Source organism: Rhodobacter capsulatus (genome assembly GCF_052363175.1).
In the GTDB taxonomy this organism is placed as follows: domain Bacteria; phylum Pseudomonadota; class Alphaproteobacteria; order Rhodobacterales; family Rhodobacteraceae; genus Rhodobacter; species Rhodobacter capsulatus_D.
The window spans coordinates 58,189-83,808 of sequence record NZ_CP198945.1 but is presented as its reverse complement, the minus strand read 5'-3'; the positions used below and the strand labels follow the sequence as shown (position 1 = coordinate 83,808).

Genomic DNA, 25,620 nt, shown 5'->3' with positions numbered 1-25,620 from the left:
TTCGTCCCCTCCCCCGCAAGCGCCTATCAGATCGACTGCGCGATCCTTCTCTGCCTTGCCGGCGGCTTCCCTCCGAGCGTGCCCTGCGCGCGGGGGCCCGGGCAGAAATGATCCGACGCATCACTCCATGGCCCATCGAGCCCCCGCTGCAGATCTGGCGTTGCCCAATGCATGCGGCCTTCGACCTGCCTGCAATGCAACGTCCGGCGGCGCGCCTTTATCAGATCGCAGCTACCGCAGCACAGGCGCCTCGGCACCCTGCCCTACCGCCGAGCGAGGCAAAGCTCGTCGATCAGCTGGTGCAGGTTGCGACCGGCGAATACTCCGATGGAAACCAAACCGCAGATGCCGATATCAGCGGCCCCGAGTTCGACTTCGTGCGCTCCATCCGGGTGTTCAGCGTAGAAATCGCCCGGCAGCACTGGATCGGAGGGGACAACGACACTTGCAATCAAAGCCAGCGCGTCCGTGTCGGCTCATACGGCATCCAGGGCAATTTCGGCTGGCGCGGCTCCTCCGTCGCTGCACTCCCTGCGGCATTCGAAGGCCTGGAAGGCTGGGCGGACTACAGCACGCCGGACGGCAGCCACTGCCCGGGGATATACAAGCGATCCGTGTTCATCGAGTGGCGCGATCACGAGGGCGGCTACGGGTTCGAGCAGGTTGATTACTAGGACAGCCTGCGTCACGCCCACAACTTTTCTTCGCCTGAGCTGTCTGGGCAAGCGTCCCGATGTGATCGCCCCCCGGTCGCGCCTCTCACCGATCCCTGCCCTGCCAGAACCACCGCCCGCATTCGACGCGGCGGTCGGCCTCGCTCAGCCCGATGTCGTCGAGCGCCTCCGGCCCGCCGGGCCAAGCGCGCGCGCGGGCGCGGCGATGCCAGAGCGCGAGGTGGTGCAACAGACGTAAGGTGCCGAACAGCCCAAGCTGCGCCCGATGGCACGACGGCGGCGTTTCGCAGATAGGCGGGGGCGCGGAGAGATGTGACATGCGCGCACCCTGCCTCCGCATATCCCGCTTGAAAAACGATGTCTTGGCCGAGTTTTGTGAGAAAATCTCACAGCTGTCGGTTCCGCCCGTGCCCCTGCCGCCGCTCACCGCCCTGCGCGCCTTCGAGGCCGCGATCCGACTCGGCCGGATGACCCGCGCCGCCGGGGAGCTGGGCGTGACCCATGGCGCCATCAGCCGACAGGTCCGGCTTCTCGAGGAGACCTTCGGCGCGCAGCTCATCACGCGCACCCGCAGCGGTCTGGTGCCGACCGAGGCGGGGGCCGCGCTGGCCGAGCGCCTCGGTCGCGGCTTTCGCGAGATCGAGGCGGGCGTGGCGGCGCTGCGCGACGATGCGGGGGGCGTGCTCGACGTCTCCTGCCTTGGCACCTTCACCCTGCGCTGGCTGATCCCGCGGCTGAGCCGGTTCACGGCCACCCATCCCGGCCTCGAAGTGCGGCTCTCGCAATCCGATGCGCCCTGCGACTTCAGCCGCGGCCGCTACGATGTGGCGATCCGGGTGACCGACCACGACCTGCCCGAGGGCACCCATGTCACCCCGCTCTTTGCCGAGCGGTTCGGCCCGGTGCTCGCGCCCGCCTTGGCCGAGAGGTTGGCCCTGCGCGCCCCCGCCGACCTCGCCCGCGCGCCGCGCCTTTGGGCCCGCACAAGGCCAAATGCCTGGGCCGATTGGTGCGCCAGCAGCGGCTGTCAGACGCTCGAGGGCGGTGCGCCCTACGAGCATTTCTACTTCCTGCTCGAGGCCGCAAGTGCCGGGCTTGGCGTCGCCCTCGCCCCCGAACCGCATGTGGCCGACGATCTTGCCGCCGGGCGGCTGATCGCGCCCTTCGGCTTCCTGCCCTCGGGGCTTTCCTATGTGGCCCTGCGCCGCGAGGAGGCGTCGAAAAAGGCCCGCACCTTCTGCGACTGGATCGGCCGCGAGGCGGCGGTCTGAGGGCCAAATTCGTGCAAGGCTTTACCGCCGCGAGACCCGGCCCATCTCTCAGTCGATCCCCCTCGAAAACAGCGAGGCCCGGCATGGCACCTTCTCTGACGGTCTGGTTCGACAGCGGCTGTCCGCTCTGTACGCGTGAGATCGCGCTGATGCGCAGACTTGATCGACGCGGGGCGATCCGCTTCGTCGATCTGCACAGCCCTGACGCCCCCTGCCCGATCGACCGCGCAGACCTGCTCGCCCGCTTTCACGCCGAGGAGAACGGCCGCCTGCTTTCGGGCGCGGCGGCTTTTGGCGCAATGTGGCGGGCGGTTCCGATCCTGCGCCCGCTTGGCCTGATGGCCGGGTGGCCGCCCCCTCGCCCCGGCGTTCGAAGCCGCCTATCGCCGCTTCCTGCGCCTGCGCCCCCGGCTGCAAAGATTGTTTTGCTGACGCCCGGCTTTCGGCGCGCACAGGGATGTCCTATGCTGGGGAAAACAGGTCAGGACAGAACATGCGCCTTCCTTTTGCCGCCCTCCTCGCCCTGCTGATCGCGGCCGGTTGTGCGCCCGGCAACGGCGCAGTGGTCAAGGGGGCCGGGCCCGACGATCTTCTGAAACTGCGCGACGGCCCGGGCCTTGATCACAAGATCCTCATCGGCCTGCCCGATGGCACCCGACTGACCCGCGGCGCCTGTCTGACACGGGCGGGCAAGGTCTGGTGCCGGGTCTTCCTCACCGACCGGCCCAATGTCTCGGGCTATGTCGCGGCCGAGTATCTGGCGCATCGCTGACAGGGTCGCACAGCCCTGAACCGCAGATGGCCCATCTTGGCGCAGTTGTCCGAAGCCGCCGTTGGTGCATGTCACGGCGAGAGGCGTGTGCAGGTCATTCCGACCCCTTATGCGGGCGCTGCGCCAAACTTCGCAACGTCAAAACGGGCGGGGAACCGACGGTGAGATCGCGGCATTGCAACCGCAGAAACTCACGATTGCCGCCGCTCACTGTCCCACGGGAACAACGTGCGGCGCAGGAACTGGAGCGTCGAGCTGGCGAGGCGCGCATCGAACGGCTGACGCAACAGATCGCTGAGTGGCCATCCTGGCGCCTGATGACGGTGGTCGAGATTGTGCAGGCTATGCGAGGGGCCGCATTTATCGTCGCGATGACAGTGGTGGCAAAGGTCGGCGACTTCAACCGCGTCGACAGCCCGGGGCAGCTGATAGCCTACAGGATGGGGCGTGATTGCGACTGAGAACTCAGGCTTCGATTCTGAGCTCTTTGAACAGATCTTCCCAAGAGTCCCCATCCTCGGTCATCACGCCCGGCTCCAGGTTTGCTAGGTTCTCGTCGATGACCGCGTTGTGGTAGTTCTTGAGCCAGCTGTATTTGCGCCGGACCGTCGCATTGGGGCTGTCGGCGAAACCATTCTCCACCAGCGTCTTGTGCCGACCCAGAAACTCGACCCAGCCAGCGAGTTCGCCGTCAATCTCGCCAAGGCTGGCTCGAAGGTAGTCTATGTATTGGAGGCCTGACTCGTCCTGGCGCAGGAGGTTGTTCAAGGCGCGTTCCTCATCCGCGTAGGAATGTCCTTCGCGCCAGAGAGTTCGGTCCTGCCTGTGGCGTTCGATCACATCTTCATGGATCGCAATGCGCGGGAAGATGACCTCGCCTTCTTCCATGAAATAAGCCTGAACGAGGCCAGGCCCAAACACCGGACCACTGAAGTCGATGCCGAGATGCATGGGGCCGATCGTCATCGCACCGCGCACCAATATGCCATTTGCCACGCATTCGATCTGGATGTGCAGCAGATCGATGAGCTCCCAGACCAAGGGGCCGGCCTGGTACTGAGTTTCAATGGTTCTGGTTCTTACGATCGCATCAGACACGATCTCGGCATGGACTTCGCTGATCATCCGCATTTCATCGGAACGGGTCGGTGGCGTGGCATCCCCTTCGGATACCCGACGAAACATCGAAAGTAGGTCCCTGATCTCTGCACCGCTTCGCGTGTGCAGGAGGTTCCGGAAGCCGAGGACATCAAAAAAGGTCACAAGGCATTCTTCGTAGTCGGGGTCGTTCTCAAAGTCTGTCATCTCTCGTCCATCATCATCTGAGCAGCTTTCGAGCTCTTCACCTTCTATCAAAGACCTAGCCAGTTGCGCACATAATCTAGCAACAGGCGCCACCAAGAGACTTTTGGCTTGCGCGCGTCATAGTAGGCGGAACGCCTCGCTTGTTCCCTCTGTCGCCCCGCATGGATCTGTTTTTCGGTCCACTGATTTGACCATTGGACGCTGCCATTTGTGATCAAATAATGGGACTTGCAGCGTAGCTGCCAGTTTCCCACAGAAGGTCGAAGGGTCGGCCCATGCGAGTCTGCGCGGACGGTCCACTCAGTTGGGCCAAGGGGTGTTCGGACCTTCTGCCCGCATCCACATGCGCAAAGATGGGCTGCGGTATGGAACTCCTCTGACACATATAGAAATCCCGCTTCTAGGAATTTCGGCATGTAATGCACAGACTGCAGCGTAAAGTGTTCAGTTCTCAAGGGTCGAAACTCCGACGATCTTCAAGTCAGTCGTATCGAACAGAAGATTCTCCCAATCGGACACGTCCTTGTAGAACCCGCGTAGCTGCTTGTAGCGCGTCACGGCAAGAGCAGCATTCAAGGCGTTCAGTTCGCCAATCTGAATTTTCGCACGGTACAGGTCTTCCGGATCGTCTTGCAGCGGCGCGTGGGACTTGCGCATCACGTCTTCGCTGTGCTCTGGCGGAAAATAGGTGACGCGGACCATGCCACCCAAACCTTGATCCTTCCTTTTCAGTCCCATTCCAACGTCTATGAACGGAATTTCCCGTTCCACCAGTGCCCGGAAAATGTCTGCACGTGCCGCGCCCTTGTCGACGCAAACGAATGCGAATGTGACACCTCTGAGTTCGTCTTCCGAAGAACCGTCTATGTAGGTCGCTTTGGCTGAGAGTCCGTGGCGGAAGTTGCTGTATCGGGCGAGATAGACTTCGGCCTTCGTTTTGTCGAACTCCGAAGGGTCGACATGTCCTGGTGATCGAAAGGCATTGTGAACGTGGAATCGATCAGCATCGAACGCACGAACTTCAGCAACGGGTGTCTTCACCATGAAGTCCAAGACGTAGCTACCTGTTCCACCTAGGCCGATCACAGCAACAACTTCACCGTGGAAGCAGGTGACTAGGTCGGTAAGCTCCCCCCGGCTTGTCAAAGTGTCACGAAACTTGAAAATCGGATCCTTGGCAGCTTCGTCCGGCACTCGAAAAGTGTAGGGCGATGCGCCATAGCGCTCCATCGCGGGCCCCGCGATGATATTGGTGTAACTCTCGATCTTTTCAAAGAAATCGGCAAACCGTTGGGCTACCAATGGCTTGTTGGAAAATCGGCGCTCCACGACAACATCGGAAGCCGCAGGACTGAGATGGAGAGAGCAGGGACCACCACCGAGGTTCGGGATCGGTTTGGCGTCAAGGCCGTGAGGAATCCCCCCCGCAAACCAGACCTGGTGGTCATCCTGCTGAACCCTGTGCTCGTCGATGGAGACCAGTGTTGCAACGAATGCACCGGTCGCAAGCTCAAGCTTTGCGTCAAGGTAAGGGATATCGCGAACGACAAGATAGTTGCTGTCCTCGCTGACCGCGAACCCCTTCTCGATCAGACGTCGGATATCGTCATTATGACTGGCCAGTTGACGAGACATTGAAGATCATCCCTTCTTTCACTTTCACCGAGCTGCCAGCGACCAGGACACCCTCCGGCTTGTTCCCCTGCCCCTTGGTATACTTGATCGAATAGGTCGTTTCAGGGTGTTGCTCGAAATCGGGAAACTCCAGCGCGACGAGCTGGTTGTAAGTGATTTCGCTGTTCTTCGGCCACTCATGAGGGGTGCCTTCAACGACGATGGTGACGGTCTTGTTGTCTTTCATGGTATTCATTTTCGGCTCCTAGCCTTTGGGGGGATACGGATCATTCCCGTAGGAGTTGGCATCCCGGATTTGCCCGTTGGGGCGATGGATGACGACCTCGCCTCGCTCACGGATCGCCGTGGTGCGTGCGGCAGCGGTCGCCTCTGCCTGAGTTGCGTGCGTGGATCCGACACGGGTAGCGCCCTCACGGCGTGCAGCCCAACCATCGCCGTGGGGGACCACATGAATACGCTTTGACATCGAATTCTCCTTATTTTCCGAGCTCGCCTCGACTCGAAACTGTTGACCTCGGTCTTTCACCGTGATTCAAGTGTTTCACCGACTGGTATAGGCCAGAAGTCTTGCCAAGTAAACAGCCTTCGAACCACTAATATCAGTCTGCGAAACACTAAGGAGGGCACATGAATATCAACGAGCTCGCCCCACTGGTCCTAAGGCGACGAGGAAACATGGGGGTTAGGGCGGCCGCGAAAGAGATCGGAATCAGCCCGACCACACTCACCAGGATCGAGAAAGGACATGTCCCCGACGTCGGTACGCTCAACAAGCTCAGCGAGTGGTTGGGGGAGGAACCTTCCAAGTTCACTGGCGTCGGAGACCTTCAAATCGCGTTCAAGAACAAGAAAGCGGTCCCACAAGCGACCGCTCTCGCGCTGGCAGAACTCATCACCCTGGCCTCGCGACAGTTCGAAGAAGAAGTCGAAGCACGAGGACACTAAGTGGCATTTAGACGAGGGTTCAAATCTCAATGTGAGCGGCGGTCGGTTGAGTTTCGAAGACAGTTCGGACTGTCGGATCACGACGCGCTGTCTGCGGACCGTTTGGCGGAGGAGCTTCGAGTCACCGTTTGGTCCACCGATGACGTCGATGGGATATCGGAAAGCGCCAGGTCGGTTCTGGGCGACGAGACAGATCAGTCGTGGTCCGCCCTCACGATGAGATTGGGCGCGGCCCATCTTGTCATTCACAAACCCGTCTCCTCAAAAGGTCGCCGCAACAACGTGGTGATGCACGAGCTCGCGCACATCATCTTGGGTCACGAACTTGCGAAAGCCTGCATCCTGGAGGATGGCTCGCTTGCCCCGGGTAACTTCGATCAAGACCAGGAAGATGAAGCCGACTGGTTGGCCGGAGCCTTGCTGCTGCCCCGGCCCGCCCTTCTGTCTATTCGTCGCCGTCGGCTTTCAGATCGTGACGCGTGCGAGGAACATCTCGTCAGTCCGGATATGCTGAAGTGGCGGTTTCGGATGACGGGCGTAGACTACCAACTTTCGCAGCGAAGCGCTTAGGTGCCAGATGCGCCAATTTTCACAGCCAGAGTATCACGACTGCGGTTGGGAGGGAGGTCGATAGGGGGTTTTCAGGACGTTTACCGTTCGGGTGGCAACGGATGTCCAAATGTCAGCGAATGCCGTGTCTGCCCAAAAAATCTTTCGACAAGAGCGAATTCACACTTCCCGCCGTGCACGTTGGTGCAACTGGCCATGCTGCATCGCGCATAGATGGCCGCCAACGGCTACTCGGCCCCGTCGCTGCGGCGTGGCCGAACGGCTGGTTCGGAGCACTACACTTAATGAAGCGACCGGCGGCTCAGGGCAGGGCACGTCGATCACGATGGACACGAGATCCATACTGCGTTTCCGACGCTCGCATTTTGCATCGCGCCCCGTGGCGCAAGCGACCGGCGGCTATTACCTATGCGCTCACGCGCTCGATCAACTCCGGTCCGTCATCGTTCAACCCAAACGGGGCGACCGGGTAATGCGTCAGCATAGCCTCGGAGCCGAGGGCCGCAACCTCGTCGGAACTGCCCAGCCACGCCTCTTGCTCGTCGGCATTCAGGATGACCGGCATCCGGTCATGCAGCCCGCCAATCGCCCCTGTCGCCACCCGCGTCATGATGGTGCAGGTCAGGAGATCGCGCCAACGACTCGCCAGCCCGGCCAGATAAAGGTTCGCCTCATTGCCCGCCGGGTGGAAGAAATGCGGCTGACGGGTACCTTTGGGGCCGCTCCACTCATAGAACCCGCCGACCGGCACGAGGCACCGGCCATGCCGCCAGACCTGACGAAACGTGGGCTTATCGCGCGCATCCTCGACGCGGGCGTTGAACGTTGCCGCCTTCCAGTCCTTCGCACGGGCGCCATCGAACCACGACGGAATGAGGCCCCAACGCGCCTCCATAGCGACCAGCGGGCGCTTGGCGAGGATCACCACCGTTGCGGTCGGCTTGACATTGAACCGGCCGCCGAACGGATCGAGCTTGATCTGCGACATGTCCACTTCGGTGTTGCGCAGATTGGGGTCGATGATCCGGCCGCACATGATCAAGCCCCCCTTGCTGATCGGAACAGCGACAGGATGCCTGAGCGCGGTGCAATTGTCCTCCTCTGATCTGCCGGTTGTTCCAACGAGATCCAGACTCAGCAGAACAACCTTGGCGATTCGACCCGCTGCATTTCACCGACGGGTTGTATGGCTTGTGGTGACGGCCACTACATTTGGTCGATACGACAGCACGCAGAGCGAAAATCACATTAAATCAGCGAGTTGTCAGATTCACCGCCTGAAGCACAGCGGCACGAGAAATCTCTCTTCGGCAGGATTTGCAAAAAACTGTTGTCTCGAAGAAAGTTGCGTGCAATGTCTAGTGTTGTCGCAAAAAAGCGCAAACAACGCGTTTTCGCGACGAAACCACTAGGGCCCACCAAGAGGCCGAGAGGGCAGAATGAGCACACCGTCGAAACCGGCCGCGTCCGGATCTGTTGCCGCATCCATCGCCGCGAACGCCATCAGGCTGTCGGAGGCGCTCGACAATCATATGCGTAACAGCTTTCAGCCCGAAAGCAAAAAGACGCTTCGGAAGTTCCAGCCCGCCGAGGTTTCGGAGCTGACCGGGATCAGCATGTCGAACCTGCGGACCCGTCATCAAGAGGGTGATTTCCCCGAGGTGGAGACGGATTCTCGCGGGCGCAGGCTCTATTCCGCCGCCGAAATCGACCAGATCCGCCACATCATGGCCAAGACCGGGCGCAATGGCGAAGCCTACCTGCCCGGCCGACGCTCTGGCGATGCGTTGCAGGTCATCTCGATCGTCAACTTCAAGGGCGGTTCCAGCAAGACGACATCGGCCATCCACCTTGCCCAGCGGTATGCGCTGCGCGGCTACCGGGTGCTGGCGATCGACATGGATCCGCAGGCCAGCCTTACGACGATGTTTGGCTACAGGCCGGAGATCGAATTCGCCGAGGGTGGGACGATTTATGACGCGCTCAAATATGAAGAGCCGGTCCCTCTCAGCCAGGTCATCCGCAAGACCTATTTCCACAATCTCGATCTGGCCCCGGCCGGGCTGATGCTCTCGGAATACGAGACGGAAACGGCCTATGCGCTGCAACACAAGATCGACCCGCCTTTCACACAGCGTCTCGCAATCGCGCTTGATGAGGTCGAAGCGAACTACGATCTCGTCATCATCGATTGCCCGCCGCAGCTTGGTTTCACCACGATGACTGCGCTTCTGGCCTCGACCGGGTTGCTGATCACCGTCGTGCCGAGCATGCTCGATGTGGCGTCAATGGCGCAATTCCTTGAAATGGCGGGGGAAACTGTTCGTGCGCTGGAAGAAGCTGCGGGGCCGATCCACTGGAATTTCCTCAAGTTCCTGATTGCGCGCTACGAGCCGACCGACGTTCCGCAATCGCAAATGGCGGGCTTCCTGCGCTCGATCCTGCTCGACCAGGTGCTGACGACGCCGATGCTGAAATCGACAGCGATTTCCGATGCCGGGATGACGCAACAGACGATCTACGAGATCGAGCCCTCGCAGGTGCTGAAAAAAACACTCGATCGTATCCTCGAGAGCGTGAACGGTGTCGCGGACGAGTTCGAGAAGGTAATTCAGACCGCTTGGGGACGGGAGACTGACTGATGGCACGCCGCAACCTGTTTCAGCCCCCTGCCCTGCCGACATCCGGCGCCACCGACGCGCCCGCCCCGGACAAGTCTCGGTTCCCGAACACCGGCGCGATGAGCGGCGTCAAGTCGACGTTGAAGGATCTCTCCAGCAACGCGGTGCGCGAGATTGCTCCCGATCTGATCGAAGAAGACGGGCCGAAGGACCGCCTAGCCTTCGCCGACGCCGATGTGGTTCAGTTGGCAGAGAGCATTCGCCAGCACGGCCAGCAGGTGCCCATCATGGTTCGGCCGATGGCCGAAAAACCGGGTTCCTATCGCATCGTCTATGGTCGTCGCCGTCTGCGTGCGCTTCGTCTTCTCGGCCAACCCGCGAAGGCGCTGGTGCGCGCCCTCAGCGACGACGAAGCAATCCTGGCCCAAGGGCAGGAAAACGCGCAGCGGCTCGACCCCAGCTTCATCGAGAAATCGCTCTTTGCCGCCGAACTGGCGGCAAGCGGTTACGAAACGGCGGTGATCCTGGATGCCCTCGCGGTCGACAAGCCGATGCTGTCGCGGATGCAGAAGGTGGCCCGCAGCATTCCCGAAGCCGTCGTGCGGGAGATCGGTCCCGCACATGGTATCGGGCGGCGTCGCTGGGAGGATCTCGCCGATCTGGTCAACAATCACGACCTTGATCTTGTCGCCCTCGCGCAGGCTGCCTTGGCTCCCGCGAACGCAACCTCGGACGGCCGATTCGCGCAGATTGCCGATGCCGCGGCAGCCGCCGTGCGTCAAACGACGAGCACGACCAAAGCCCCTTCCCCTGCCCTGCCGGTTCTCTCCGAAGATGGACGCCGGCTCGCTCAGGTTTCGGACCAGGCCAAATCGGTCACGGTGAAGCTCTCCAAGACCGAGGCTCCCGAGTTTGCGATGTGGTGGCTTGAGAACGCAGAGGCCGAATTGCAGCACCTCTACAAGGAATGGCAGTCGGCCAGAAAAGCCGACTGACGAGGCAGAGCAGCAAAGAAAGGAGCACGACCGCAACCCGAAAAAATGAAAGAGCCCCCCAAGGTCATCCTCGGAGAGCCCCATCTGTCTTTTGCACCTTCAGATGTATCAGCTTCTCCGTAGCAGTCAACAACAACCGATTCGGTTGGCGAATTCATTTTGTCTTCGCGCAAGAGCTGATGGCCAAAGGGCCCTTCCCGCCCGGTTTGCCGTGAAAAACGCATGACTTTCATCCACGCCACCGCAGCCTTTGGTTCGCGGGCTTCAGAAGTGTTGTCCGCGGACAACGCTCCGCCCGAACGTCACATCATCATTGAAACCCTGCGAAAAGCGGCGCCTCTTCTCGGGTTGAAGCCGACGGTGATCGCAACGCTCGACGCGATGCTTTCGTGCCTTGCCCCGAAGCGAAACCACAACATGGTCTTCGCCTCGAACATGACCCTGAGCGCTCGCCGCAACGGGCTTTCGGAGCGCACGCTGCGCCGCCACGCGGCGACACTGATGGAAGCTGGCCTTCTTGAACGCAAGGACAGTGCGAACGGCAAGCGTTTCACCCGTTACGATCCTGCGCACAAACAATCGATGCACTTCGGCTTCGATCTGAGCCCGCTGTTTTGCAAGCTTGGCGAAATCGCGGCGATGGCCGTGGCGGCGCAGGAACAAAGTGAGCAGATTGCCTATCTCAAATCGAAGATCCGCGCCCAGCTTCGTCTGTTGCTTCATGCCGACCCGAATGACAGCCAGGCGCTGGAAACACTGCGCAAGCTTCGAAACAAACAGACAGCAGATGAACTCGCAGCGATCTCGAAAACCCTGCCCGAAGCTGTGCATGAAACTGCAAGCGACGGTGCAAAAGCCTGTGTGTCAGCACCTGCCATGTCCGCCAACGACGGTCAAAATGTCCGGCACCATCAGAGATCAAAAAAAGAAAATACTGAAGAAGAAAGCGTGCCGGACGTGGCACCACAGGCTGGCGAAACACTGACGCTTGGAGAACTGGTAACGGCTTGCCCGGAGGCAGCGTCCTTTTCGCTTAGAAACATCGAGCACTTTGGAGATGTGATCACTCACGCTCAAACCTTGGCACCGATGATCGGGATCGACCAGACAACCTACACGCAGGGCGTACGCTCCATCGGCGTCTTGCCAAGCGCAATAACGGTTTGGGCCATTGTCCAGTGTCACGACCGGATCAGAAATGCCGGCGCCTATTTCAGAGCGTTGACAAGCGGCGCCAAGAGCCGGGATTTCGATGCCGTCCGCTTCATCAAGAGACTTGCTTCTGCATCGCACATGCAGATGGCGCCGACATGAAGTTGTCCGCGGACAACGCCAAGCGAACACTGAGAGGGAGAGGGCTGCGCTGGAGATTTTGACGGGTTGGAAGATCGGGAGAGAGGCTCCCGGCGCCCGTCGCGGAGAAGATCTGATGGCGAAAGCTGCCCAGAAAATCACCCTGTCCCCCTCGCGGGACATCCCCCCTTCGACAAGCTCGTGTTGAGCCAGTCCAATGTCCGGCGCATCAAGGCCGGTGTTTCGGTCGAGGAACTGGCCGAGGATATCGCCCGCCGCGGGCTCCTGCAAAGCTTGAACGTCCGGCCCGTGATCGATGCCGAAGGTGTCGAAACCGGCATGTTCGAAATCCCGGCCGGTGGGCGCCGGTTCCAGGCGCTGTCGCTGCTGGTCAAGCAAAAGCGGCTGGCGAAGACCACGCCGATCCCCTGCATCCTGCGCAACGCCGCGTCCGATATCCTTGCCGAGGATGACTCGCTCGCGGAAAACATGCAGCGTGTGGCGCTGCACCCGCTCGACCAGTTTCGCGCTTTCGCGGAATTGCGGGCGAAAGGTCAGGGCGAGGAAGAAATCGCCGCCGCCTTCTTCGTCACCCCTCAGATCGTCAAGCAACGTCTGCGGCTTGCCTCCGTGGCCCCTGCCCTGCTCGAGGCCTATGCCGAAGACGGCATGACGCTTGAGCAGCTCATGGCTTTCACCGTCAACGAAGATCACGATCGCCAGATTCAGGTCTGGGATGCGGTGCGGAACTCCTGGAACCGCGAGCCGCACACGATCCGGCGGATGCTGACCGAAACCGCAGTACGCGCTGACGATCGCCGCGCGATTTTCGTCGGTATCGAGGCCTATGAAGCGGTCGGCGGCATCCTCATGCGCGATCTCTTTCAGGAAGCGCATGAAGGGTGGCTCGAGTCCCCTGCCCTTCTCGATCAGCTCGTCAGCGCGAAACTCCAGACGGAGGCCGAAGCGCTTGCCGCCGAAGGCTGGAAGTGGATCGAAGTTGCGACCGACCTGCCCTATGGCTACAGCCACGGCCTGCGGCGTCTGGCGGGCGATCCGGCGCCGATGAGTGAGGAGGAAAGCGCCACGCATGCCGCGCTGCTCTCCGAGTATCGTGCGCTGGAAGACGAATGCTCCGGGCAGGACGAATACCCCGAGGAGATCGACGCCCGCCTTGGGGAGCTCGAACTGGCGATGGAACGCCTTGAGCATCGCCCGCTGATCTTCGATCCGGCCGAGGTCAGCCGCGCTGGGGCCTTCGTGACCGTCGATCGGGATGGCCGCCTCGCGGTCTATCGCGGCTATGTCCGGCCCGAGGACGAGCCGAGCGAGGAGGCCGCGCCTCAGGATGCAGAAGGTGCTGAGGCGATGGGGCAGGGGGGCGACACGAATGGCGCGGGCTGGCAGCCTGGCGAAACTGTCATTACCTCGAGCGGTCAGCCCCTCGGGGGGGAACTTCCCGACGAAGAGGAGGACGGGGCGCTGAAGCCGCTGCCCGAGCGGTTGGTCATGGAAATGACCGCCCACCGGACGCTCGCCCTGCGTGAGTCCATCGGGCGCTCGCCCGACGTTGCGCTGACGCTCCTGCTGCTGAAACTCGTAACGGACACGTTCCGCACCTCCAATGCCTCGGGCAGTTGTCTCGAGGCCTCGGTGCGCCACGTTTTCATGTCGTCGCAGGCTCCCGATCTGAAGGACAGCGTGGTGGCGAAGCTGGTCCATGAGCGCCACGCCGCGTGGGAGGCCGAGCTGCCCCTCGGTGGTGACGATGCCGCGCTCTGGGATTACCTGACGGTGCTCGACCAGGGCAGCCGTCTGGCCCTCCTCGCGCATTGCCTCAGCTTCGGGATCAACGCGCTGCATGAGAAGGTGAACCCCTATGGCGCGGGCATCTCCGCCAGCGGTCTGAGCCGCCGCATGGCGCATGCCGATCTCGTGGCCCGTGCGGTGGACCTCGACATGGTCGAAGCGGGGTGGGAGCCCACGGTGGACGGTTATCTCAACCGCGTGCCCAAGGCCCGCATCCTCGAAGCCGTGCGCGAGGCGAAAGGGGAGGGGACCGCTCAGCTTCTCGACCACCTGAAGAAGGGCGAAATGGCCATCGAGGCCGAGCGGCTGCTCAAGGGCAGCGGCTGGCTTCCAGAGGTCTTGCGCCGCGCCGATCTGATCGCTCTGGGCGACGCGGAAGGCGCAGAAGGGCAGGGGGAGGACACGGCTGTGCCCGCGGAGGTCGATCTTCCGGCCTTCCTGACCGCCGATCTGCCCGACAGCGTTGCGCCGATGATCGCTGCGGAGTGACCGATGCCGTTCGAGGCCGGGGAAACCCGCCCTCAATCTGAAAACATTATTAATATCAATATGATGAATGCGAATGCTCGCATTCGGGATGAGGAACCATGTCTGCAACGACCATCATCGACACAGCCCCGCTCGGGGCGCTGATCCGCTACACCGACGGCAGTCCGAGACCGCCCGCACGCTTCACCAAAAAGCTCGCGGCCTGGGAGCGATCGAACGGCGTCGGCCGTCTCGTGAAGAAGGAACCGCCCCGTGCCTATCCGACCTGGACGGCACCGGCCTCCTTCACGCTGCATGAGGGGAACTTCTCCTCGGACGGGGTCATTCTCGTTACCATCATGCGCAGCCATTCGGCGGACAGCCGACTGGTCTTCGAGGTGGCCGAGGAACCCAAAGCCGGACAGGTGCGTGTTCTTCTGGACTTCGGCGGCAACACCGAACTGTTGCATCTGGCTGAATCCATCACCGCGGCCGAGCTCTGGATTGCGCGGGAGGGCTATCGCAACGCCCGTCTCGAAATCGTCGGCACTGCGGACAGCGATAGGGCAGGGGGCGCAGACCTGGCCGCCTGAGCCCTGTCAAGGCGTGAGGGGCAGGCCCGCGGGCCGACCCCTCACCGACCACAACCTCGCCCCGCGATACCGCGGAGCGCCATAGGTTCCATCCACCAAAGACGGAGCTCTTCAACCAAGAGCGTGGCCGGGAGGCTGGCGGCGCAAGCATCAGCGGGACAACCGGCTCCTGTCGTTGGGGGACCATCCCCCGCTCGCCATTCCCTTCCTTGCCCCGATTCCCGTCTTCGAGATCAACCCGCAAGGGGTCGGACTACGGGCGAGCCCGTGCCGCCGGGCGGATTCGGCCAGGGGTCCGAACGCACCCGGTGATGTCAGCCAGTCTTCGGGCCTGCGGGGTCCTGTCGCGCGGGGGACGGTCCCCCGCCTCCCAAACAGGAGCCAAACAGATGTCCCGCAAAGATGCTCACGCCTTCGCAGCCTCCCTCGCCGCCACGCTCATGGTCTCGATCGTCGTCTTTCAGGCAGGGGATGGAACTTTTGGCGCCGTCCCCGCCGATGAAATCGACGGCGACGAGGTCGTGATCATCTCGGAGTATGATCCCTTCGGGTGAGGCTTCAGCCTCACTTCCCGAGGGCCAAAACGGTGCGCTGGTGCGCCCATCGCCGATTGGCCAACCGGCGATGCCGTCGGTCGCGGCCGCCGCGTCGCCGTCAACCGCTGGCTTCACCGACAGCGGCACGAAAGCGGCGGCGAAGTCCGACACCGCCTCCTCCGGCAAGGCCAGACGCCCCGCCCGCGCCTTCACCTCGTCCGGCCAACGACGGTAACCCCGTGTCCGCGAAATCACATCGATCCGGCCACCAAAACCTTCGCCTCCATCCGCCATCACGGCCTCCTTCTGAAACTTCAGAAGGAAGATCGCTGTTCAGGCGACCGGCTGGAACCGACGATCTCAATGGGGCAGAGACGGCGCATACGTCTGATTGTCCGTTCTGGAGAAGCCGCACTGTGGCATCGCTGCGCACTCGACCGACCGCTCGGGGCCGGGCACGTCGATGGCTTAGGTGTAATGCTTGGCCGTTTGGCCCAGATGACCAGATGCTGTTCTGGTTCGAGGTGCAACGTATCTTTCGTGCTCTTTCCGCTTGAGCCGCTCAAATTGCGGGGCGGCAGTCTACGGGAGGCAGCCTTTGAAGCTTGCCCTAATCGCCTCATCCCCGCCCTGCCCACCGTCAATCTCAGCGGAAAGAAATACGCCAGAAGAGGTGTAGCTGTTAACCGAAAACCTGGCGGGACCGGTCGCGAGCGCTAACGCGGTCTCTGGGTCAAGGATTAGTGTCGCCAAGAGCCGTTGGTCTGCATAATAGCGGGCGCTCTCGTTTCCGAACGACTTGTTACCGAGGCGTGTCTTAACCCAGAAACCTTTGAAGTGAGTCGTATCTGGGTTCGCCATTTGAGGCGGTAGCCCCTCTGCCGCGCTTTCCGCGTAGAGGTTGATCATCGGGTGACCTTTCCAGCAGAAAGTCTCGACCTCGTACACACGCTCAAGAGCAGTTGCGTTCCCGGGATTAGTAGCAGTCGCGACAATCTCTCCATCCTTAGGCATGAGCCGAAATCCCTGAAACGCAAGGGTGGTCGTGATACCGAGCGCGCTTAGCTCTTCCGGGGTCGGAATAAACAGCTGATCTGGAGGGGTGATCGACATCCGTTCAAAAAGCTCCGGCGAAGCCCCCATCTCCCGAAGGTATAGTGCCACTATTGCCGACGTGGTCTGGGTGCTCGCCATCGTGTCGGCGTATGACAGTTGTGGGTCGCCGCCGTAAAACTGGTGAAGCCCCACGGCCCCACCTGGTAGCACGATCCGTTCAATCCCCCACATGAACGCTAGGGCGCAGGCTGAAGCGCATTGCGCGCCCGGTATCGCTTGAACAGCAGAGTAGTCGAACTGCCCCATATTCGCCGGTCGCCTGGGATACTTGATCACGTACGTGTCGATTCCAAGCTCCCGGAAAAGTCGGCCCAGCCGGATCCCCTCCGCCATGTTTCCGCCCGGGCTGTTGAGCGCGACCGCGAACGAAAATCCATCCGCCTTCTCTTCATAATAAGCTTTGAACCGGTCTGCATCGCCGGGCTCAATGACACCATCCAGCACGAAGGTGGCACCTGTGTTCGAAAGTCTTGCGTCGAGCTCTAATGCTATCGCTGTGGAAATCGTCCCAGTATGAATTGCGATGCACGCGACGAACCATCTCAGGTATCTCAATGAGTCTTCCCTCCGGTCAGATTGCCCTAGGTTATTTGCTCAAGAAGATCTGAACAAGCTAGTGATCCGGGGGATTACGATGCTACCATCGTCAATGGATTAGCGCTTTGTCCCGCACTGCTGGTACTCCGCAGTTAATTAAAGTGGCACGCCCGCCCGAGTGCCCGGTTCTGGGAGGCTACGCTGCGAAATTCGAGCGGCCTCGACTGGCCGCTCAGCCTCGACTCGAGAATGCCGCGGTGGAGGCCGCCGACACAGTCAGCTTACGACCCGATCATGACGGAGCAAGTTTCAGCGCACTCCTTGTCGCCAATCCCACGGCATGACGAAGTTGCTCGCCCATATACCACGGCCCGCTGCGCGGGCACGATCTTCTGCGGGAACATAGTCGGTGCCATATCGACGGTAAGCAACGGCCCAACCGTTCTCGACCAGCCAGCCATTGAGGTCTTCACCGCGCAGCGAGCAGACGGCGACCGAGCGGCGATACCGATCGGTCCCGCTCACTTCGCATGAGACGGGTGCCCGACCGATCTTGTTCGCGAGGGCAAAAGCCGCATCCTTGCCGCAGTTCCATTTGCGTCCGTCCGAGTGGGTGCAGAGCTGGCGGCTCTCGATCGCGTCGATCGCGCTCAAGCGAATGCGGGTGCCGTGGATCTCAAGAGTGTCGCCGTCGATCACCGAGGCGGTGCCAGCGATGGTCTCCGACCAGGCAAGTTGGGCGGTGACCGCGGCGGCGAGAAATACGGATGCGAAAATGTGCTTCATTGGGTCAGGTTACCCCGGTCGCGCCAAAATGCAATTACAGCAGGAAGTCTCCGGTACATCTGGAAGGGCCGTGGGGCCGTCGCTGCCGCCTCCAATCAGCTCAGACAGACTTGCGCTGGGATCTTTGCGATCCACCTCGATGGTCTCGCGAATACGATCCGCGCTCTTCTTCGTTGCCTTTGCAAAGGATGCGTTCCGTCGACGGCAGTGTCACGGCATACTAAAGCGCGACGTGGATTTAGCCCCAAGTCCGCAGAGGGCGGAGCGCGTTGCCGCTTTCCTTCAACCGATAGCGAGGTCGCTTGCGGTATTCCCCGCAGCCAGCGCATCCACGAACCACTGCGGTTTGCGCCCACGGCCGGACCAGGTGACCGCCGCATTCTCAGGGTGGCGATATTTCGCAGCGGCAGGCGCGCGGGTGATTTTCGTCGCCGTGCCGACGAGTTCGGCGAGGGAGTAGCCCAAATCTCGGGCGAGAGATTCCAGCTTGGCGCGGGCTTCCGCCTTCTGCCGGTCTTGATAGGTGGAGATCGCCTTGGCGACGTCCTTCTGCATTTTCTTCAGTTCGCTGAGCGACAGTGCCTCGAGATCGAAATCAGCCATGTATGCGGTCCGTGTCTTGAATATTCCGGTATTGATAGCCTGTCGCGGCGGGGTGCCGCAACTCCCGGCAGGCAAGGGCTGGGGTGGCAAAGGCTGATGATCGATGTTTTCGCCAATGGGGGCTGAACGGGGGGCAGACAGTTCCGATTTGCAAGGTGACAAGTTCTGGCAGGGGCTCCCCGCGCCTCTCTGTCTTCTGGGCCATCCCTTCGACTGACAATCCCCTAATCCCGTTCGGCCTCCTGCGCGCAACCCCGCGTCAGCCCGGGCCGTGTTGGCCGCCTTTGGCGTCCTGCCCGCTCCACCCCGGTCCTCTGGGGGTTTCCGGCGTCCGTTCCGTCCCCCGTGCACGCGTCAACCGACGGGCTTTTTCCGGGTCTTGTCGAAGGGACGGTCCCGAAGACAGGACACACAGGAGCTTACCATGCAGAACATCGTCATCCTCGCCGGCAACATCGGTCAGGCCCCCGAAATCCGCACCACCCAGGGCGGCACCAAGATCACCAACTTCAGCCTCGCCACCTCGCGCCCCCGCCTCTCGGAAGGTCGCGTCCTGCGCGACGAGAACGGCTACCGGATCATGGACACGGAATGGCACCGCATCACCTGCTTCAACGGTCTGGGCAAGACGGTCGCTGAGCACTGCGAAAAGGGCATGAAGGTCCTCGTCCACGGCCGTATCCACTACACCAAGTGGACCGACAGCGCGGGGACCGACCGCTACGGCTGCGAGATCATCGCCGAGAAGGTCGACTTCCTGAGCCGCCCGAAGGCGGCCGAGTTTGAGTCCCCCGAGCTGGTCGACCGCGACGACGACATCCCGTTCTGAGGAACGGGGTCTCCCCCTCGGGCCCGGCGGGGAAACCCGCCAGGCTCGCTGCGCGCTCATGGCAAGTCGCGCAGGACGGCGTCGGTACGGTTTGACAAACTTTGCCAAATCGTGTCACCATTTTTGCGAAGGAGATCGCGACCATGGCAACGATGAACGTCTCTCTGCCGGACCCGATGAAGGCCTGGGTCGAGGCTCAGACCCAAGATGGGCGCTACAGCAATGCCAGTGATTATGTGCGCGATCTGATCCGCCGTGATCAGGACCGTCAGCAGGCCATTGCCGAGTTGCAGCAGATTGTCGATGAGGGTCTGGCCAGCGGCCGAGGTGCGCGTCTGGATGTGGAGGCTTTTCTTGCCCGCAAGCGGGAACAAGATGCCAGAGCCGAAGATCGTTGAATATCGGCTCTCACCTGCAGCGCTGAGCGATCTCGACGCGATCTGGGATTATGGCGCAGGCATGTGGTCCGTCACGCAGGCTGAAACCTATATCCGCGGGCTCGCCTCTGACATGGACCTGCTGGTCCAGCACCCGGGTATAGCGCGCGAGCGGACCGAAATCCGCCCTCCCGTCCGCCTCTACCGCTCGGGATCGCATCTGATCATCTACCGTATCGAGGCGGAATGGCTTGATGTGCTGCGCATCGTGCATGCGCGGCAGAACTGGGCCGCATATCTGACTGAGTGACCCGACGCTTGCGCCGCCACAGGCGCCGTAGCGGGTGATGATCACCAAGAGGGCTTGAACATGAAGGTCGAGGACGAAGAACGCATCGCGGCCAATCTCTCGAAGATCATGGCCATGATCTGCATCCGCAACACGCGGCTGGAGGATTTGCATGCCGGACTGCAGCCCGTGACTCTGACAGGCGATTATTCGGACGTGAACGTGGTCGACGGGACGGGTCGGACGATTCCGTGGCGTGAGGTGTCGCATCTCGATGATCAGCAGATGGCGGACTTGATGCGGGAGATTGTCGACCGCCTCTTCACCTTCCACATGCGGCGGGACGATCCAAGTTTTCGGGACCATCTCGACCGCTGGATGGCTGCGTCGAACAAATGGGACAACCCTGTGCTCGACAAGGCATTTCTTGATGCCGTGGCAAGACTGGGGGCTCCCCGGAAAGCCTGATCTATGTGCAGGAATGGACGCGGTCGACGCTTGAGCCAAGGGCTTCTCCTGCGATCCGCGTCTCGCGCGCCAGCGTCCTTGAGAGTGAGAGGAGTGCCGGTTTTCCGGTGACGGGTTGAGGGCTGGGAGAGAGGCTCCCGGCGCCTGTCGCGGAGGAATGCCTATGGGCGTTGTGGAAGTTCTGGATCCGGTTGCACCGGCGCGGGCTGGTGGCTGGAAGGTGGATGTGAGCCGGGGGGAGCGGAACGGGCGGGTGTCGTCCGAATGGTTCAACCGGCCCGATGACGAGCGGTATCTGTCGCTCGACGATCTCTGGGCATCGGTGAAGGGGCGCTCCGAGCGCAGCCGCAGCCAGGTGGTGCAGACGGCCGATATTCGCGTCGAGGCAGCACGCGATAGCGCCGAACGGCTGCACTTGGTCCTGCCGAAAGCGCATGAGCCGGTTGCGCCGACGCATTGGGCCTTCGGCCAGCTCGCCAGCATCGTCGGCGCCCCGGCCTCCTACCTGCGGCAGCTGCCCGCGCCGCTGGCGGGGATCAACCTGCAATACGGCCTTTCCAACCACCGCGCCGAGCAGGTCAAGACCTTCGAGACCGAGGATGGCCGCACCGAACTGCGCGCCGTGACGGGCCCCGATTACGGCCGGATCCACGATTACGAACTGGTCGAGGCGGTGCAGCGCCTCGCGGGCAATGGCACGGGCGACACGCGCTGGAAGGTGCCGGGCGTGCTCGACTGGTCGACGGGGGTCTACAACCCCGATGTCGAGATCAGCCGCGACACGACCACGCTCTATGCCTCTGATCGCGACGTCTTCCTGTTCCTCGTCGATGATCACAACCCGATCGAGGCAGGTTGCCTGCCCGACGGCTCCCCCGATCTCTACTTCCGGGGCTTCTACTGCTGGAACTCCGAAGTGGGCGCGAAGACGCTTGGCATGGCGAGCTTCTACCTCAGGGCGGTGTGCCAGAACCGCAACCTCTGGGGCGTCGAGGAGTTTCAGGAGATCAAGATCCGCCACTCGAAATACGCGGCCTCGCGCTTCGCATATGAGGCGGCCCCGGCGCTGACGCGCTTTGCCAATTCCTCGCCGCAGGGATTCGTGAACGGCATCAAGGCCGCACGGCAGCAGATCGTGGCGCGGACCGACGAGGACCGTGATGATTTCCTGAGGAAACGTGGCTTCTCGAAAGCCGAATCCGGCAAGATCATCGAGAAGGTGCTGATGGAAGAGGGCCGCCCCCCCGAAAGCATCTTCGACTTCGTGCAGGGGATCACCCGGCTCGCGCGCGACAAGACCCAGCAAGATGTCCGCCTCGATATGGAAGGGCGCGCCAAGAAGCTGCTCGACCGGGTCGGCTGAGGCGACACCCTGCGGAGCGGTCACTCAGTTGCGTGGTGGCCGCTCCTCTTCCCGTTCATCCGCACGCCGCTGACCCCGCGCCCGAACGGGCAGGGGCTTCGGCGCTTGCAATTCAGCGAGACCCCCATGACCCCCCAGGAAGAAACCGTGATCCTCGACGCCCGGGACATCCTCGGCCGATACCTCAGCCAGAACCCGGTCATCGGCAGCTGGCAGGCGCTGCTCGATTATTGTGCCTTCGCCGTGCGCGGACCGATCGAGCAGTTCCATGTGCTCTATCTCGACCGCAAGAACCGCATCATCTCCGACGAGCTGCTCTCGACCGGAACGGTCGATCACGTCCCCGTCTATCCGCGCGAGGTGATCAAGCGGGCGCTGATGCTGAACGCGAGCGCGCTGATCCTGATCCACAACCACCCTTCGGGGGATGCGACCCCATCGGAAGCCGATCTCAGCATGACCAAGGAGATCCAGAAGGGCTGCCGCTATCTCGGCCTGACGCTGCATGACCACATCATCGTCGGGGCTGGCTATGAGCTGAGCTTGAGGGCCCTCGGCAAGCTTTTTTGACGATCAAACCAGCCCCTGAACCGTCGCCCTTCGAGGAAGAGGGCGGCGGTTTTGGGGTGACGGTGATGGCGGGGAGAGAGGCTTCCCGCCCCGTCGCAGGAGAATCTGAGATGTTCGATCAAGAGTTCCACGCGCGAAAGGCGACACCGACGACGTGCTTTGACGCCGATGCGTTCCCCTCTCCCAACCCCGATCTGCCCTTCGTTCTGAAACTTGTCGCCCCGGATAGGGGCGCAGCAATGGCTGGGCAGGACCGTCCGGTCGAGCTTGACCGCTATGCGTCGCTCGCTGACGCGATGTTCGCCGCGGTCGTGCTGGCGCAGGAAGTCGGCCCCGATGTTGCCCCGCATATGATGGTGATCCTCGATCGCGAAGAGCGGCTCGTTCTGGCCGGCGAGTTGGCGGACGGCGCGATTGCCTGGTGCAACCCTGTCCTCTCCGCGCCCGAGGCCCGCTCGGTGTTGCGCGAGGCGAGCGGGTTGCGTGCGCGGGCGAGCCAGGCGGCCGGATGGCGCGAGCATGGGTTCGTGGCGCATCTGCGCCGTCGCGCCGATCAACTCGAGGGGCGTCTTGTCGATCCGCTCTGGCGTGCCATCGCCGCCCGCGCGCTGCAGGTTGCGGCGTGAGAGCCGAGAGATCGAGAAGGGCAGGGGGGATTTGGAGCGCCGCCAGGCAGAGAGATCGCCGGTCCGGCGTTCCCCCTTTTCCCGAACCGGAGTTGACCCGATGACCATGACCGAAGACACCCTGCGCACCGCAGATGGCGCCCTCGGCCGTCGATCTGGCCCGGATCTTTGCCGCGCCGCTGACGTGACCGATCCCGCCTATCTGCGCCTCGGTCTGCCGGTGACGGCATCGACGCTGGCCGTCCTTCGCTCGGCGGCCCGGGCGCTTCATTCCGATACCCGCGCCGTTCGCGGGTTTCGGGCGGCGCGCAAGCGGTTCTACCGGCAGATGCTTTGCGCACATGCGGCGCGTCAGGCCGCAGGCGACCAGCGCACCGGCTAAGCGCGCCCGCCTATCGTTTCGTTCCAATCCAGCGCCCGGCCCCTTGGCCGGGCTTTTCACTCTCAGGAGGTTCCCATGGCGGACTACTTCACCCATTTTTCGTGCCTGATCGATGTCGGGACGACCGAAAAGGCCGCCCGCGCGCTCGCGTTGTTTGCCGATTTGCGCGCGGCCGATCAGGACGCCGACGACCCGGAGGTCGCGGGCTTCGATCTCGCGCTTCAGGATGCACCCGAGGGCAGCATCCTCTGGATCCATGACGACGAACACGGCGATGTCGAGGCCGTGATCCGCTTCGTGCTGCGCCTCGCCGAGGACCTCGACCTCACCGGCCTCTGGGGCTTCCAATATGCCCTGACCTGTTCCCGCCCGCGCCTCGATGCCTTCGGCGGCGGCGCGCATGTCATCGACCTTGGTGCGCGCAAATCCATCGGTTGGAGCAGCACGAACGAATGGCTGGCCGCGGCGCTGAACGGGGAGGACATCGATGGCTGAGGTGATCTGCACCACCGTCTACCAGTTCGCCGAACTCTCGGATGCCGCCAAGGAGAAAGCGCGCAGCTGGTATCGCGACCTCGCGCCCTATGATGATTGGTGGGAGGCGGTCTATCAGGATTTCGAACGGATCTGCGAGATCCTCGGCATCCGCTTGAAGACCACGCCCATCCGCCTGATGGGCGGTGGGACGCGGGCCAAGCCCTGCATCTGGTTCTCCGGGTTCTGGAGCCAAGGGGATGGTGCCTGCTTCGAGGGCTATTGGTCCCACTCCAAGGGCGCGGTCGCGCGCATTCGGGTCTACGCTCCGATCGACACGACGCTGCACAGCATCGCCGACCGGCTGCAGACCATCCAGCGCCGGAACTTCTATCAGCTCTCCGCCGAGGCGACCCATCGCGGACGCTACTACCACGAATATACCATGTCCGTTGACGTCACCCGCGACAGCCCGACCTGCCAGCCGCCCACCGAGGATGCCGAGGAAATCGTGGCCGAGGTGCTGCGCGATTTGGCCCGCTGGCTCTACCGCCAGCTTCAGGCCGAATACGATCACCTCACCTCGGATGAGGTGATCGAAGAGGGGATCATCGTCAACGCGTATACCTTCACCGAAGAGGGGCGGCGTTTCGGGTGAGTGCGCTGCTTTCGAAGTACTTTCCCGACCGAGCCCTTGATTTGTACGTCAATGTGGCGTACATGTTGGATGCAAACAGGAGGCGGCCATGCTTGGTTTCCACGACACCACGCGCGCGATCGATGAGCGTAACGAGGCCCGGATGAATTTCCGGACGAAGCCGCGCATCAAAACAGCGATTCAGCAGGCGGCGGCGCTTTCTGGCGTCGACGATTCCGTTTTCACCATGAATGCCGCCTACCAGGCAGCGCTGGCAACGATTGCAGCGCATGAGCGGACGGTGCTGCAGCCGGTCGATCATGACGCCTTTTTCTCGGCACTCGATGCTCCGGCAGCGGCGACAGACGCCTTGCGCTCGGCCTTCCGTCGGCATGGCAAAACGGTTGTGTCGCAGTAGATGGCTGCATCGCAACCGGCCTCTTACATCATCGAGCCGTTCGATCCAGAGAGACATGATCGAGCGGCTTTTTCTTGCGGCGTCGAACAGGTCGACAACTACTTCCAGAAGACGGCCAACAAACTCGCCAAGGCGGACAATGTTCGTCTTTATGTGATGGTCGATCCTGGCGGCACGGTTGTCGGTTTCTATGCTCTCAATGCGCACGCCGTTCACTTTGCGGATTTACCTGCAAAGTTCGCGCGGACACGTCCGTCCCACGGTAACATCCCGGCGGCATATATCTCGATGATCGGGCGTGATCAGAAGTTCAGCGGGGGCGGGTATGGCGGCGATTTGCTTGTCGATGCGCTCCGCCGGATTGCGATTGCCTCAGATGCCATTGGCGTTGCTGTCGTCATGCTCGATGTCCTCGACTGTGGCGATCCCGACCGCGTGGCCCGCCGCAAGACGCTATACGAAAGCTACGGCTTTCTACCGCTCGCATCGAACCCGCTGAGGATGTTCTTGCCAGTCAGCGTCGTTCGAAAACTCATTGCAGAAGAGTAAGCCGTGCAGATGAAGGACGCGGCGCCTGCCGATCTGGCCGGGCTCGAACAGGCGGTCGGCCGCGGTTGAACCGCTGAAGAGCCAAGCTGCCAGCCTGTAGGTTGGCAAC

The 25,620-nt window shown here is 62.0% G+C and carries 32 protein-coding genes and 3 pseudogenes; 24 read left to right on the top strand and 11 right to left on the bottom strand.

Features of this window, described 5'->3' with window-relative positions; translation table 11 throughout:
• The first annotated feature begins 30 nt into the window (after positions 1-30).
• Positions 31-674: pseudogene (locus ACTTAI_RS00490) on the top strand (hypothetical protein).
• Positions 675-759: 85 nt separating this feature from the next.
• On the opposite strand, the gene ACTTAI_RS00485 reads toward ACTTAI_RS00490, so the two are convergent.
• Positions 760-993 (bottom strand): hypothetical protein, encoded by a 234-nt coding sequence (locus ACTTAI_RS00485; protein ID WP_444451235.1) that lies wholly within the window; start codon positions 991-993, stop codon positions 760-762.
• Between the two features lie 88 nt (positions 994-1,081).
• On the opposite strand from ACTTAI_RS00485, the gene ACTTAI_RS00480 reads away from it, so the two are divergent.
• The 4 genes and pseudogenes from ACTTAI_RS00480 to ACTTAI_RS00465 all read left to right on the top strand — a co-directional run bounded on the left by ACTTAI_RS00480 (position 1,082) and on the right by ACTTAI_RS00465 (position 3,178).
• Positions 1,082-1,945, top strand: a complete 864-nt coding sequence (locus ACTTAI_RS00480; protein ID WP_444451233.1) for a LysR substrate-binding domain-containing protein — start codon at positions 1,082-1,084, stop codon at positions 1,943-1,945.
• An 83-nt stretch (positions 1,946-2,028) separates the two neighbouring features.
• Positions 2,029-2,377, top strand: a pseudogene (locus ACTTAI_RS00475) (thiol-disulfide oxidoreductase DCC family protein).
• Positions 2,378-2,438: 61 nt separating this feature from the next.
• Positions 2,439-2,717, top strand: coding sequence for an SH3 domain-containing protein (locus ACTTAI_RS00470; RefSeq protein ID WP_444451232.1), 279 nt, complete (start codon positions 2,439-2,441; stop codon positions 2,715-2,717).
• A gap of 197 nt (positions 2,718-2,914) precedes the next feature.
• Complete coding sequence (locus ACTTAI_RS00465) at positions 2,915-3,178, top strand: hypothetical protein (RefSeq protein WP_444451230.1); 264 nt, start codon at positions 2,915-2,917, stop codon at positions 3,176-3,178.
• 4 nt (positions 3,179-3,182) lie between these two features.
• Here the strand turns inward: ACTTAI_RS00465 and ACTTAI_RS00460 are convergent, their stop codons facing one another.
• The 5 genes from ACTTAI_RS00460 to ACTTAI_RS00440 are packed head-to-tail and all read right to left on the bottom strand — an operon-like array spanning position 3,183 to position 6,123.
• On the bottom strand, positions 3,183-4,022 hold the full coding sequence (locus ACTTAI_RS00460) for a hypothetical protein (protein WP_444451228.1): 840 nt from the start codon (positions 4,020-4,022) through the stop codon (positions 3,183-3,185).
• 47 nt (positions 4,023-4,069) lie between these two features.
• Positions 4,070-4,438, bottom strand: a complete 369-nt coding sequence (locus ACTTAI_RS00455; RefSeq protein ID WP_444451423.1) for a DUF6527 family protein — start codon at positions 4,436-4,438, stop codon at positions 4,070-4,072.
• A gap of 28 nt (positions 4,439-4,466) precedes the next feature.
• A complete protein-coding gene (locus ACTTAI_RS00450; RefSeq protein WP_444451226.1) occupies positions 4,467-5,657 on the bottom strand; it encodes a ThiF family adenylyltransferase in 1,191 nt (396 codons plus the stop codon).
• Positions 5,632-5,892, bottom strand: a complete 261-nt coding sequence (locus ACTTAI_RS00445) for a multiubiquitin domain-containing protein (protein WP_444451224.1) — start codon at positions 5,890-5,892, stop codon at positions 5,632-5,634. The genes ACTTAI_RS00450 and ACTTAI_RS00445 overlap by 26 nt, the downstream gene beginning before the upstream one ends.
• A 9-nt stretch (positions 5,893-5,901) precedes the next feature.
• Complete coding sequence (locus tag ACTTAI_RS00440) at positions 5,902-6,123, bottom strand: DUF2188 domain-containing protein (RefSeq protein WP_009803658.1); 222 nt, start codon at positions 6,121-6,123, stop codon at positions 5,902-5,904.
• A 161-nt stretch (positions 6,124-6,284) separates the two neighbouring features.
• On the opposite strand from ACTTAI_RS00440, the gene ACTTAI_RS00435 reads away from it, so the two are divergent.
• Positions 6,285-6,602, top strand: a complete 318-nt coding sequence (locus tag ACTTAI_RS00435) for a helix-turn-helix domain-containing protein (RefSeq protein ID WP_444451222.1) — start codon at positions 6,285-6,287, stop codon at positions 6,600-6,602.
• A 102-nt stretch (positions 6,603-6,704) separates the two neighbouring features.
• On the top strand, positions 6,705-7,172 hold the full coding sequence (locus tag ACTTAI_RS00430; protein ID WP_444451220.1) for an ImmA/IrrE family metallo-endopeptidase: 468 nt from the start codon (positions 6,705-6,707) through the stop codon (positions 7,170-7,172).
• A gap of 406 nt (positions 7,173-7,578) precedes the next feature.
• Here the strand turns inward: ACTTAI_RS00430 and ACTTAI_RS00425 are convergent, their stop codons facing one another.
• Positions 7,579-8,208, bottom strand: coding sequence for an SOS response-associated peptidase (locus ACTTAI_RS00425; protein ID WP_444451218.1), 630 nt, complete (start codon positions 8,206-8,208; stop codon positions 7,579-7,581).
• 403 nt (positions 8,209-8,611) lie between these two features.
• Between ACTTAI_RS00425 and repA the strand changes: the two genes are divergently transcribed.
• The 5 genes and pseudogenes from repA to ACTTAI_RS00400 all read left to right on the top strand — a co-directional run bounded on the left by repA (position 8,612) and on the right by ACTTAI_RS00400 (position 14,951).
• On the top strand, positions 8,612-9,814 hold the full coding sequence (gene repA, locus ACTTAI_RS00420; protein WP_444451216.1) for a plasmid partitioning protein RepA: 1,203 nt from the start codon (positions 8,612-8,614) through the stop codon (positions 9,812-9,814).
• Positions 9,814-10,788, top strand: coding sequence for a plasmid partitioning protein RepB (gene repB, locus ACTTAI_RS00415; RefSeq protein ID WP_444451214.1), 975 nt, complete (start codon positions 9,814-9,816; stop codon positions 10,786-10,788). Before repA ends, repB begins: the two co-directional genes overlap by 1 nt.
• A 222-nt stretch (positions 10,789-11,010) precedes the next feature.
• Positions 11,011-12,102, top strand: coding sequence for a plasmid replication protein RepC (repC, locus tag ACTTAI_RS00410; protein ID WP_444451213.1), 1,092 nt, complete (start codon positions 11,011-11,013; stop codon positions 12,100-12,102).
• A gap of 115 nt (positions 12,103-12,217) precedes the next feature.
• A pseudogene (locus ACTTAI_RS00405) lies at positions 12,218-14,379 on the top strand (ParB/RepB/Spo0J family partition protein).
• Positions 14,380-14,477: 98 nt separating this feature from the next.
• Positions 14,478-14,951 carry a hypothetical protein gene (locus ACTTAI_RS00400; RefSeq protein WP_444451211.1) on the top strand — a complete coding sequence of 158 codons (474 nt, stop codon included), beginning with the start codon at positions 14,478-14,480 and terminating at the stop codon, positions 14,949-14,951.
• Between the two features lie 314 nt (positions 14,952-15,265).
• Here the strand turns inward: ACTTAI_RS00400 and ACTTAI_RS00395 are convergent, their stop codons facing one another.
• The 4 genes from ACTTAI_RS00395 to ACTTAI_RS00380 form a co-directional block, all read right to left on the bottom strand.
• Positions 15,266-15,781: a hypothetical protein gene (locus ACTTAI_RS00395; protein ID WP_444451427.1), complete on the bottom strand. Its 516-nt coding sequence runs from the start codon at positions 15,779-15,781 to the stop codon at positions 15,266-15,268.
• Positions 15,782-16,069: 288 nt separating this feature from the next.
• Positions 16,070-17,158, bottom strand: coding sequence for a hypothetical protein (locus tag ACTTAI_RS00390; protein ID WP_444451209.1), 1,089 nt, complete (start codon positions 17,156-17,158; stop codon positions 16,070-16,072).
• Between the two features lie 291 nt (positions 17,159-17,449).
• Positions 17,450-17,926, bottom strand: coding sequence for a thermonuclease family protein (locus ACTTAI_RS00385; protein ID WP_444451207.1), 477 nt, complete (start codon positions 17,924-17,926; stop codon positions 17,450-17,452).
• Positions 17,927-18,208: 282 nt separating this feature from the next.
• The gene (locus ACTTAI_RS00380; protein ID WP_444451411.1) at positions 18,209-18,529 is read right to left on the bottom strand and encodes an H-NS histone family protein; all 321 of its coding nucleotides are present in this window, start codon (positions 18,527-18,529) and stop codon (positions 18,209-18,211) included.
• 424 nt (positions 18,530-18,953) lie between these two features.
• On the opposite strand from ACTTAI_RS00380, the gene ACTTAI_RS00375 reads away from it, so the two are divergent.
• The 12 genes from ACTTAI_RS00375 (at position 18,954) to ACTTAI_RS00320 (ending at position 25,511) form a co-directional block, all read left to right on the top strand.
• Entirely contained in the window at positions 18,954-19,358 is a 405-nt protein-coding gene (locus tag ACTTAI_RS00375; RefSeq protein ID WP_444451409.1) for a single-stranded DNA-binding protein, read from the top strand.
• Positions 19,359-19,501: 143 nt separating this feature from the next.
• A complete protein-coding gene (locus tag ACTTAI_RS00370; protein ID WP_444451407.1) occupies positions 19,502-19,756 on the top strand; it encodes a type II toxin-antitoxin system ParD family antitoxin in 255 nt (84 codons plus the stop codon).
• Positions 19,734-20,045: a type II toxin-antitoxin system RelE/ParE family toxin gene (locus tag ACTTAI_RS00365; protein WP_444451405.1), complete on the top strand. Its 312-nt coding sequence runs from the start codon at positions 19,734-19,736 to the stop codon at positions 20,043-20,045. Before ACTTAI_RS00370 ends, ACTTAI_RS00365 begins: the two co-directional genes overlap by 23 nt.
• Positions 20,046-20,105: 60 nt before the next feature.
• On the top strand, positions 20,106-20,492 hold the full coding sequence (locus ACTTAI_RS00360) for a hypothetical protein (protein ID WP_444451404.1): 387 nt from the start codon (positions 20,106-20,108) through the stop codon (positions 20,490-20,492).
• Between the two features lie 163 nt (positions 20,493-20,655).
• Positions 20,656-21,855, top strand: a complete 1,200-nt coding sequence (locus tag ACTTAI_RS00355; RefSeq protein WP_444451402.1) for a DUF932 domain-containing protein — start codon at positions 20,656-20,658, stop codon at positions 21,853-21,855.
• A 126-nt stretch (positions 21,856-21,981) separates the two neighbouring features.
• Complete coding sequence (locus tag ACTTAI_RS00350; protein ID WP_444451400.1) at positions 21,982-22,425, top strand: JAB domain-containing protein; 444 nt, start codon at positions 21,982-21,984, stop codon at positions 22,423-22,425.
• A 110-nt stretch (positions 22,426-22,535) separates the two neighbouring features.
• The gene (locus ACTTAI_RS00345; RefSeq protein ID WP_444451398.1) at positions 22,536-23,051 is read left to right on the top strand and encodes a DNA repair protein RadC; all 516 of its coding nucleotides are present in this window, start codon (positions 22,536-22,538) and stop codon (positions 23,049-23,051) included.
• Between the two features lie 100 nt (positions 23,052-23,151).
• Positions 23,152-23,433 carry a hypothetical protein gene (locus ACTTAI_RS00340; RefSeq protein ID WP_444451396.1) on the top strand — a complete coding sequence of 94 codons (282 nt, stop codon included), beginning with the start codon at positions 23,152-23,154 and terminating at the stop codon, positions 23,431-23,433.
• Positions 23,434-23,508: 75 nt separating this feature from the next.
• Positions 23,509-23,928: a hypothetical protein gene (locus ACTTAI_RS00335; protein WP_444451394.1), complete on the top strand. Its 420-nt coding sequence runs from the start codon at positions 23,509-23,511 to the stop codon at positions 23,926-23,928.
• Positions 23,921-24,565 carry an antitoxin of toxin-antitoxin stability system gene (locus ACTTAI_RS00330; protein ID WP_444451393.1) on the top strand — a complete coding sequence of 215 codons (645 nt, stop codon included), beginning with the start codon at positions 23,921-23,923 and terminating at the stop codon, positions 24,563-24,565. Before ACTTAI_RS00335 ends, ACTTAI_RS00330 begins: the two co-directional genes overlap by 8 nt.
• An 88-nt stretch (positions 24,566-24,653) precedes the next feature.
• Positions 24,654-24,962: a type II toxin-antitoxin system TacA family antitoxin gene (locus ACTTAI_RS00325; protein ID WP_444451391.1), complete on the top strand. Its 309-nt coding sequence runs from the start codon at positions 24,654-24,656 to the stop codon at positions 24,960-24,962.
• On the top strand, positions 24,963-25,511 hold the full coding sequence (locus ACTTAI_RS00320; RefSeq protein WP_444451389.1) for a GNAT family N-acetyltransferase: 549 nt from the start codon (positions 24,963-24,965) through the stop codon (positions 25,509-25,511).
• Positions 25,512-25,620: the final 109 nt, after the last annotated feature.

Coding starts and splice junctions, on each gene's coding strand:
- ACTTAI_RS00350 (WP_444451400.1), top strand. CDS start 21,982: ATGACCCCCCAGGAAGAAACCGTGATCCTCGACGCCCGGGACATCCTC.
- ACTTAI_RS00335 (WP_444451394.1), top strand. CDS start 23,509: ATGGCGGACTACTTCACCCATTTTTCGTGCCTGATCGATGTCGGGACG.
- ACTTAI_RS00400 (WP_444451211.1), top strand. CDS start 14,478: ATGTCTGCAACGACCATCATCGACACAGCCCCGCTCGGGGCGCTGATC.
- ACTTAI_RS00370 (WP_444451407.1), top strand. CDS start 19,502: ATGGCAACGATGAACGTCTCTCTGCCGGACCCGATGAAGGCCTGGGTC.
- ACTTAI_RS00460 (WP_444451228.1), bottom strand. CDS start 4,022: ATGACAGACTTTGAGAACGACCCCGACTACGAAGAATGCCTTGTGACC.
- ACTTAI_RS00340 (WP_444451396.1), top strand. CDS start 23,152: ATGACCATGACCGAAGACACCCTGCGCACCGCAGATGGCGCCCTCGGC.
- ACTTAI_RS00425 (WP_444451218.1), bottom strand. CDS start 8,208: ATGTGCGGCCGGATCATCGACCCCAATCTGCGCAACACCGAAGTGGAC.
- ACTTAI_RS00345 (WP_444451398.1), top strand. CDS start 22,536: ATGTTCGATCAAGAGTTCCACGCGCGAAAGGCGACACCGACGACGTGC.
- ACTTAI_RS00365 (WP_444451405.1), top strand. CDS start 19,734: ATGCCAGAGCCGAAGATCGTTGAATATCGGCTCTCACCTGCAGCGCTG.
- ACTTAI_RS00385 (WP_444451207.1), bottom strand. CDS start 17,926: ATGAAGCACATTTTCGCATCCGTATTTCTCGCCGCCGCGGTCACCGCC.
- ACTTAI_RS00375 (WP_444451409.1), top strand. CDS start 18,954: ATGCAGAACATCGTCATCCTCGCCGGCAACATCGGTCAGGCCCCCGAA.
- repC (WP_444451213.1), top strand. CDS start 11,011: ATGACTTTCATCCACGCCACCGCAGCCTTTGGTTCGCGGGCTTCAGAA.
- ACTTAI_RS00470 (WP_444451232.1), top strand. CDS start 2,439: ATGCGCCTTCCTTTTGCCGCCCTCCTCGCCCTGCTGATCGCGGCCGGT.
- ACTTAI_RS00320 (WP_444451389.1), top strand. CDS start 24,963: ATGGCTGCATCGCAACCGGCCTCTTACATCATCGAGCCGTTCGATCCA.
- ACTTAI_RS00455 (WP_444451423.1), bottom strand. CDS start 4,438: ATGCCGAAATTCCTAGAAGCGGGATTTCTATATGTGTCAGAGGAGTTC.
- ACTTAI_RS00360 (WP_444451404.1), top strand. CDS start 20,106: ATGAAGGTCGAGGACGAAGAACGCATCGCGGCCAATCTCTCGAAGATC.
- ACTTAI_RS00355 (WP_444451402.1), top strand. CDS start 20,656: ATGGGCGTTGTGGAAGTTCTGGATCCGGTTGCACCGGCGCGGGCTGGT.
- ACTTAI_RS00395 (WP_444451427.1), bottom strand. CDS start 15,781: ATGGCGGATGGAGGCGAAGGTTTTGGTGGCCGGATCGATGTGATTTCG.
- repA (WP_444451216.1), top strand. CDS start 8,612: ATGAGCACACCGTCGAAACCGGCCGCGTCCGGATCTGTTGCCGCATCC.
- ACTTAI_RS00445 (WP_444451224.1), bottom strand. CDS start 5,892: ATGAATACCATGAAAGACAACAAGACCGTCACCATCGTCGTTGAAGGC.
- ACTTAI_RS00440 (WP_009803658.1), bottom strand. CDS start 6,123: ATGTCAAAGCGTATTCATGTGGTCCCCCACGGCGATGGTTGGGCTGCA.
- repB (WP_444451214.1), top strand. CDS start 9,814: ATGGCACGCCGCAACCTGTTTCAGCCCCCTGCCCTGCCGACATCCGGC.
- ACTTAI_RS00325 (WP_444451391.1), top strand. CDS start 24,654: ATGCTTGGTTTCCACGACACCACGCGCGCGATCGATGAGCGTAACGAG.
- ACTTAI_RS00485 (WP_444451235.1), bottom strand. CDS start 993: ATGTCACATCTCTCCGCGCCCCCGCCTATCTGCGAAACGCCGCCGTCG.
- ACTTAI_RS00450 (WP_444451226.1), bottom strand. CDS start 5,657: ATGTCTCGTCAACTGGCCAGTCATAATGACGATATCCGACGTCTGATC.
- ACTTAI_RS00435 (WP_444451222.1), top strand. CDS start 6,285: ATGAATATCAACGAGCTCGCCCCACTGGTCCTAAGGCGACGAGGAAAC.
- ACTTAI_RS00330 (WP_444451393.1), top strand. CDS start 23,921: ATGGCTGAGGTGATCTGCACCACCGTCTACCAGTTCGCCGAACTCTCG.
- ACTTAI_RS00380 (WP_444451411.1), bottom strand. CDS start 18,529: ATGGCTGATTTCGATCTCGAGGCACTGTCGCTCAGCGAACTGAAGAAA.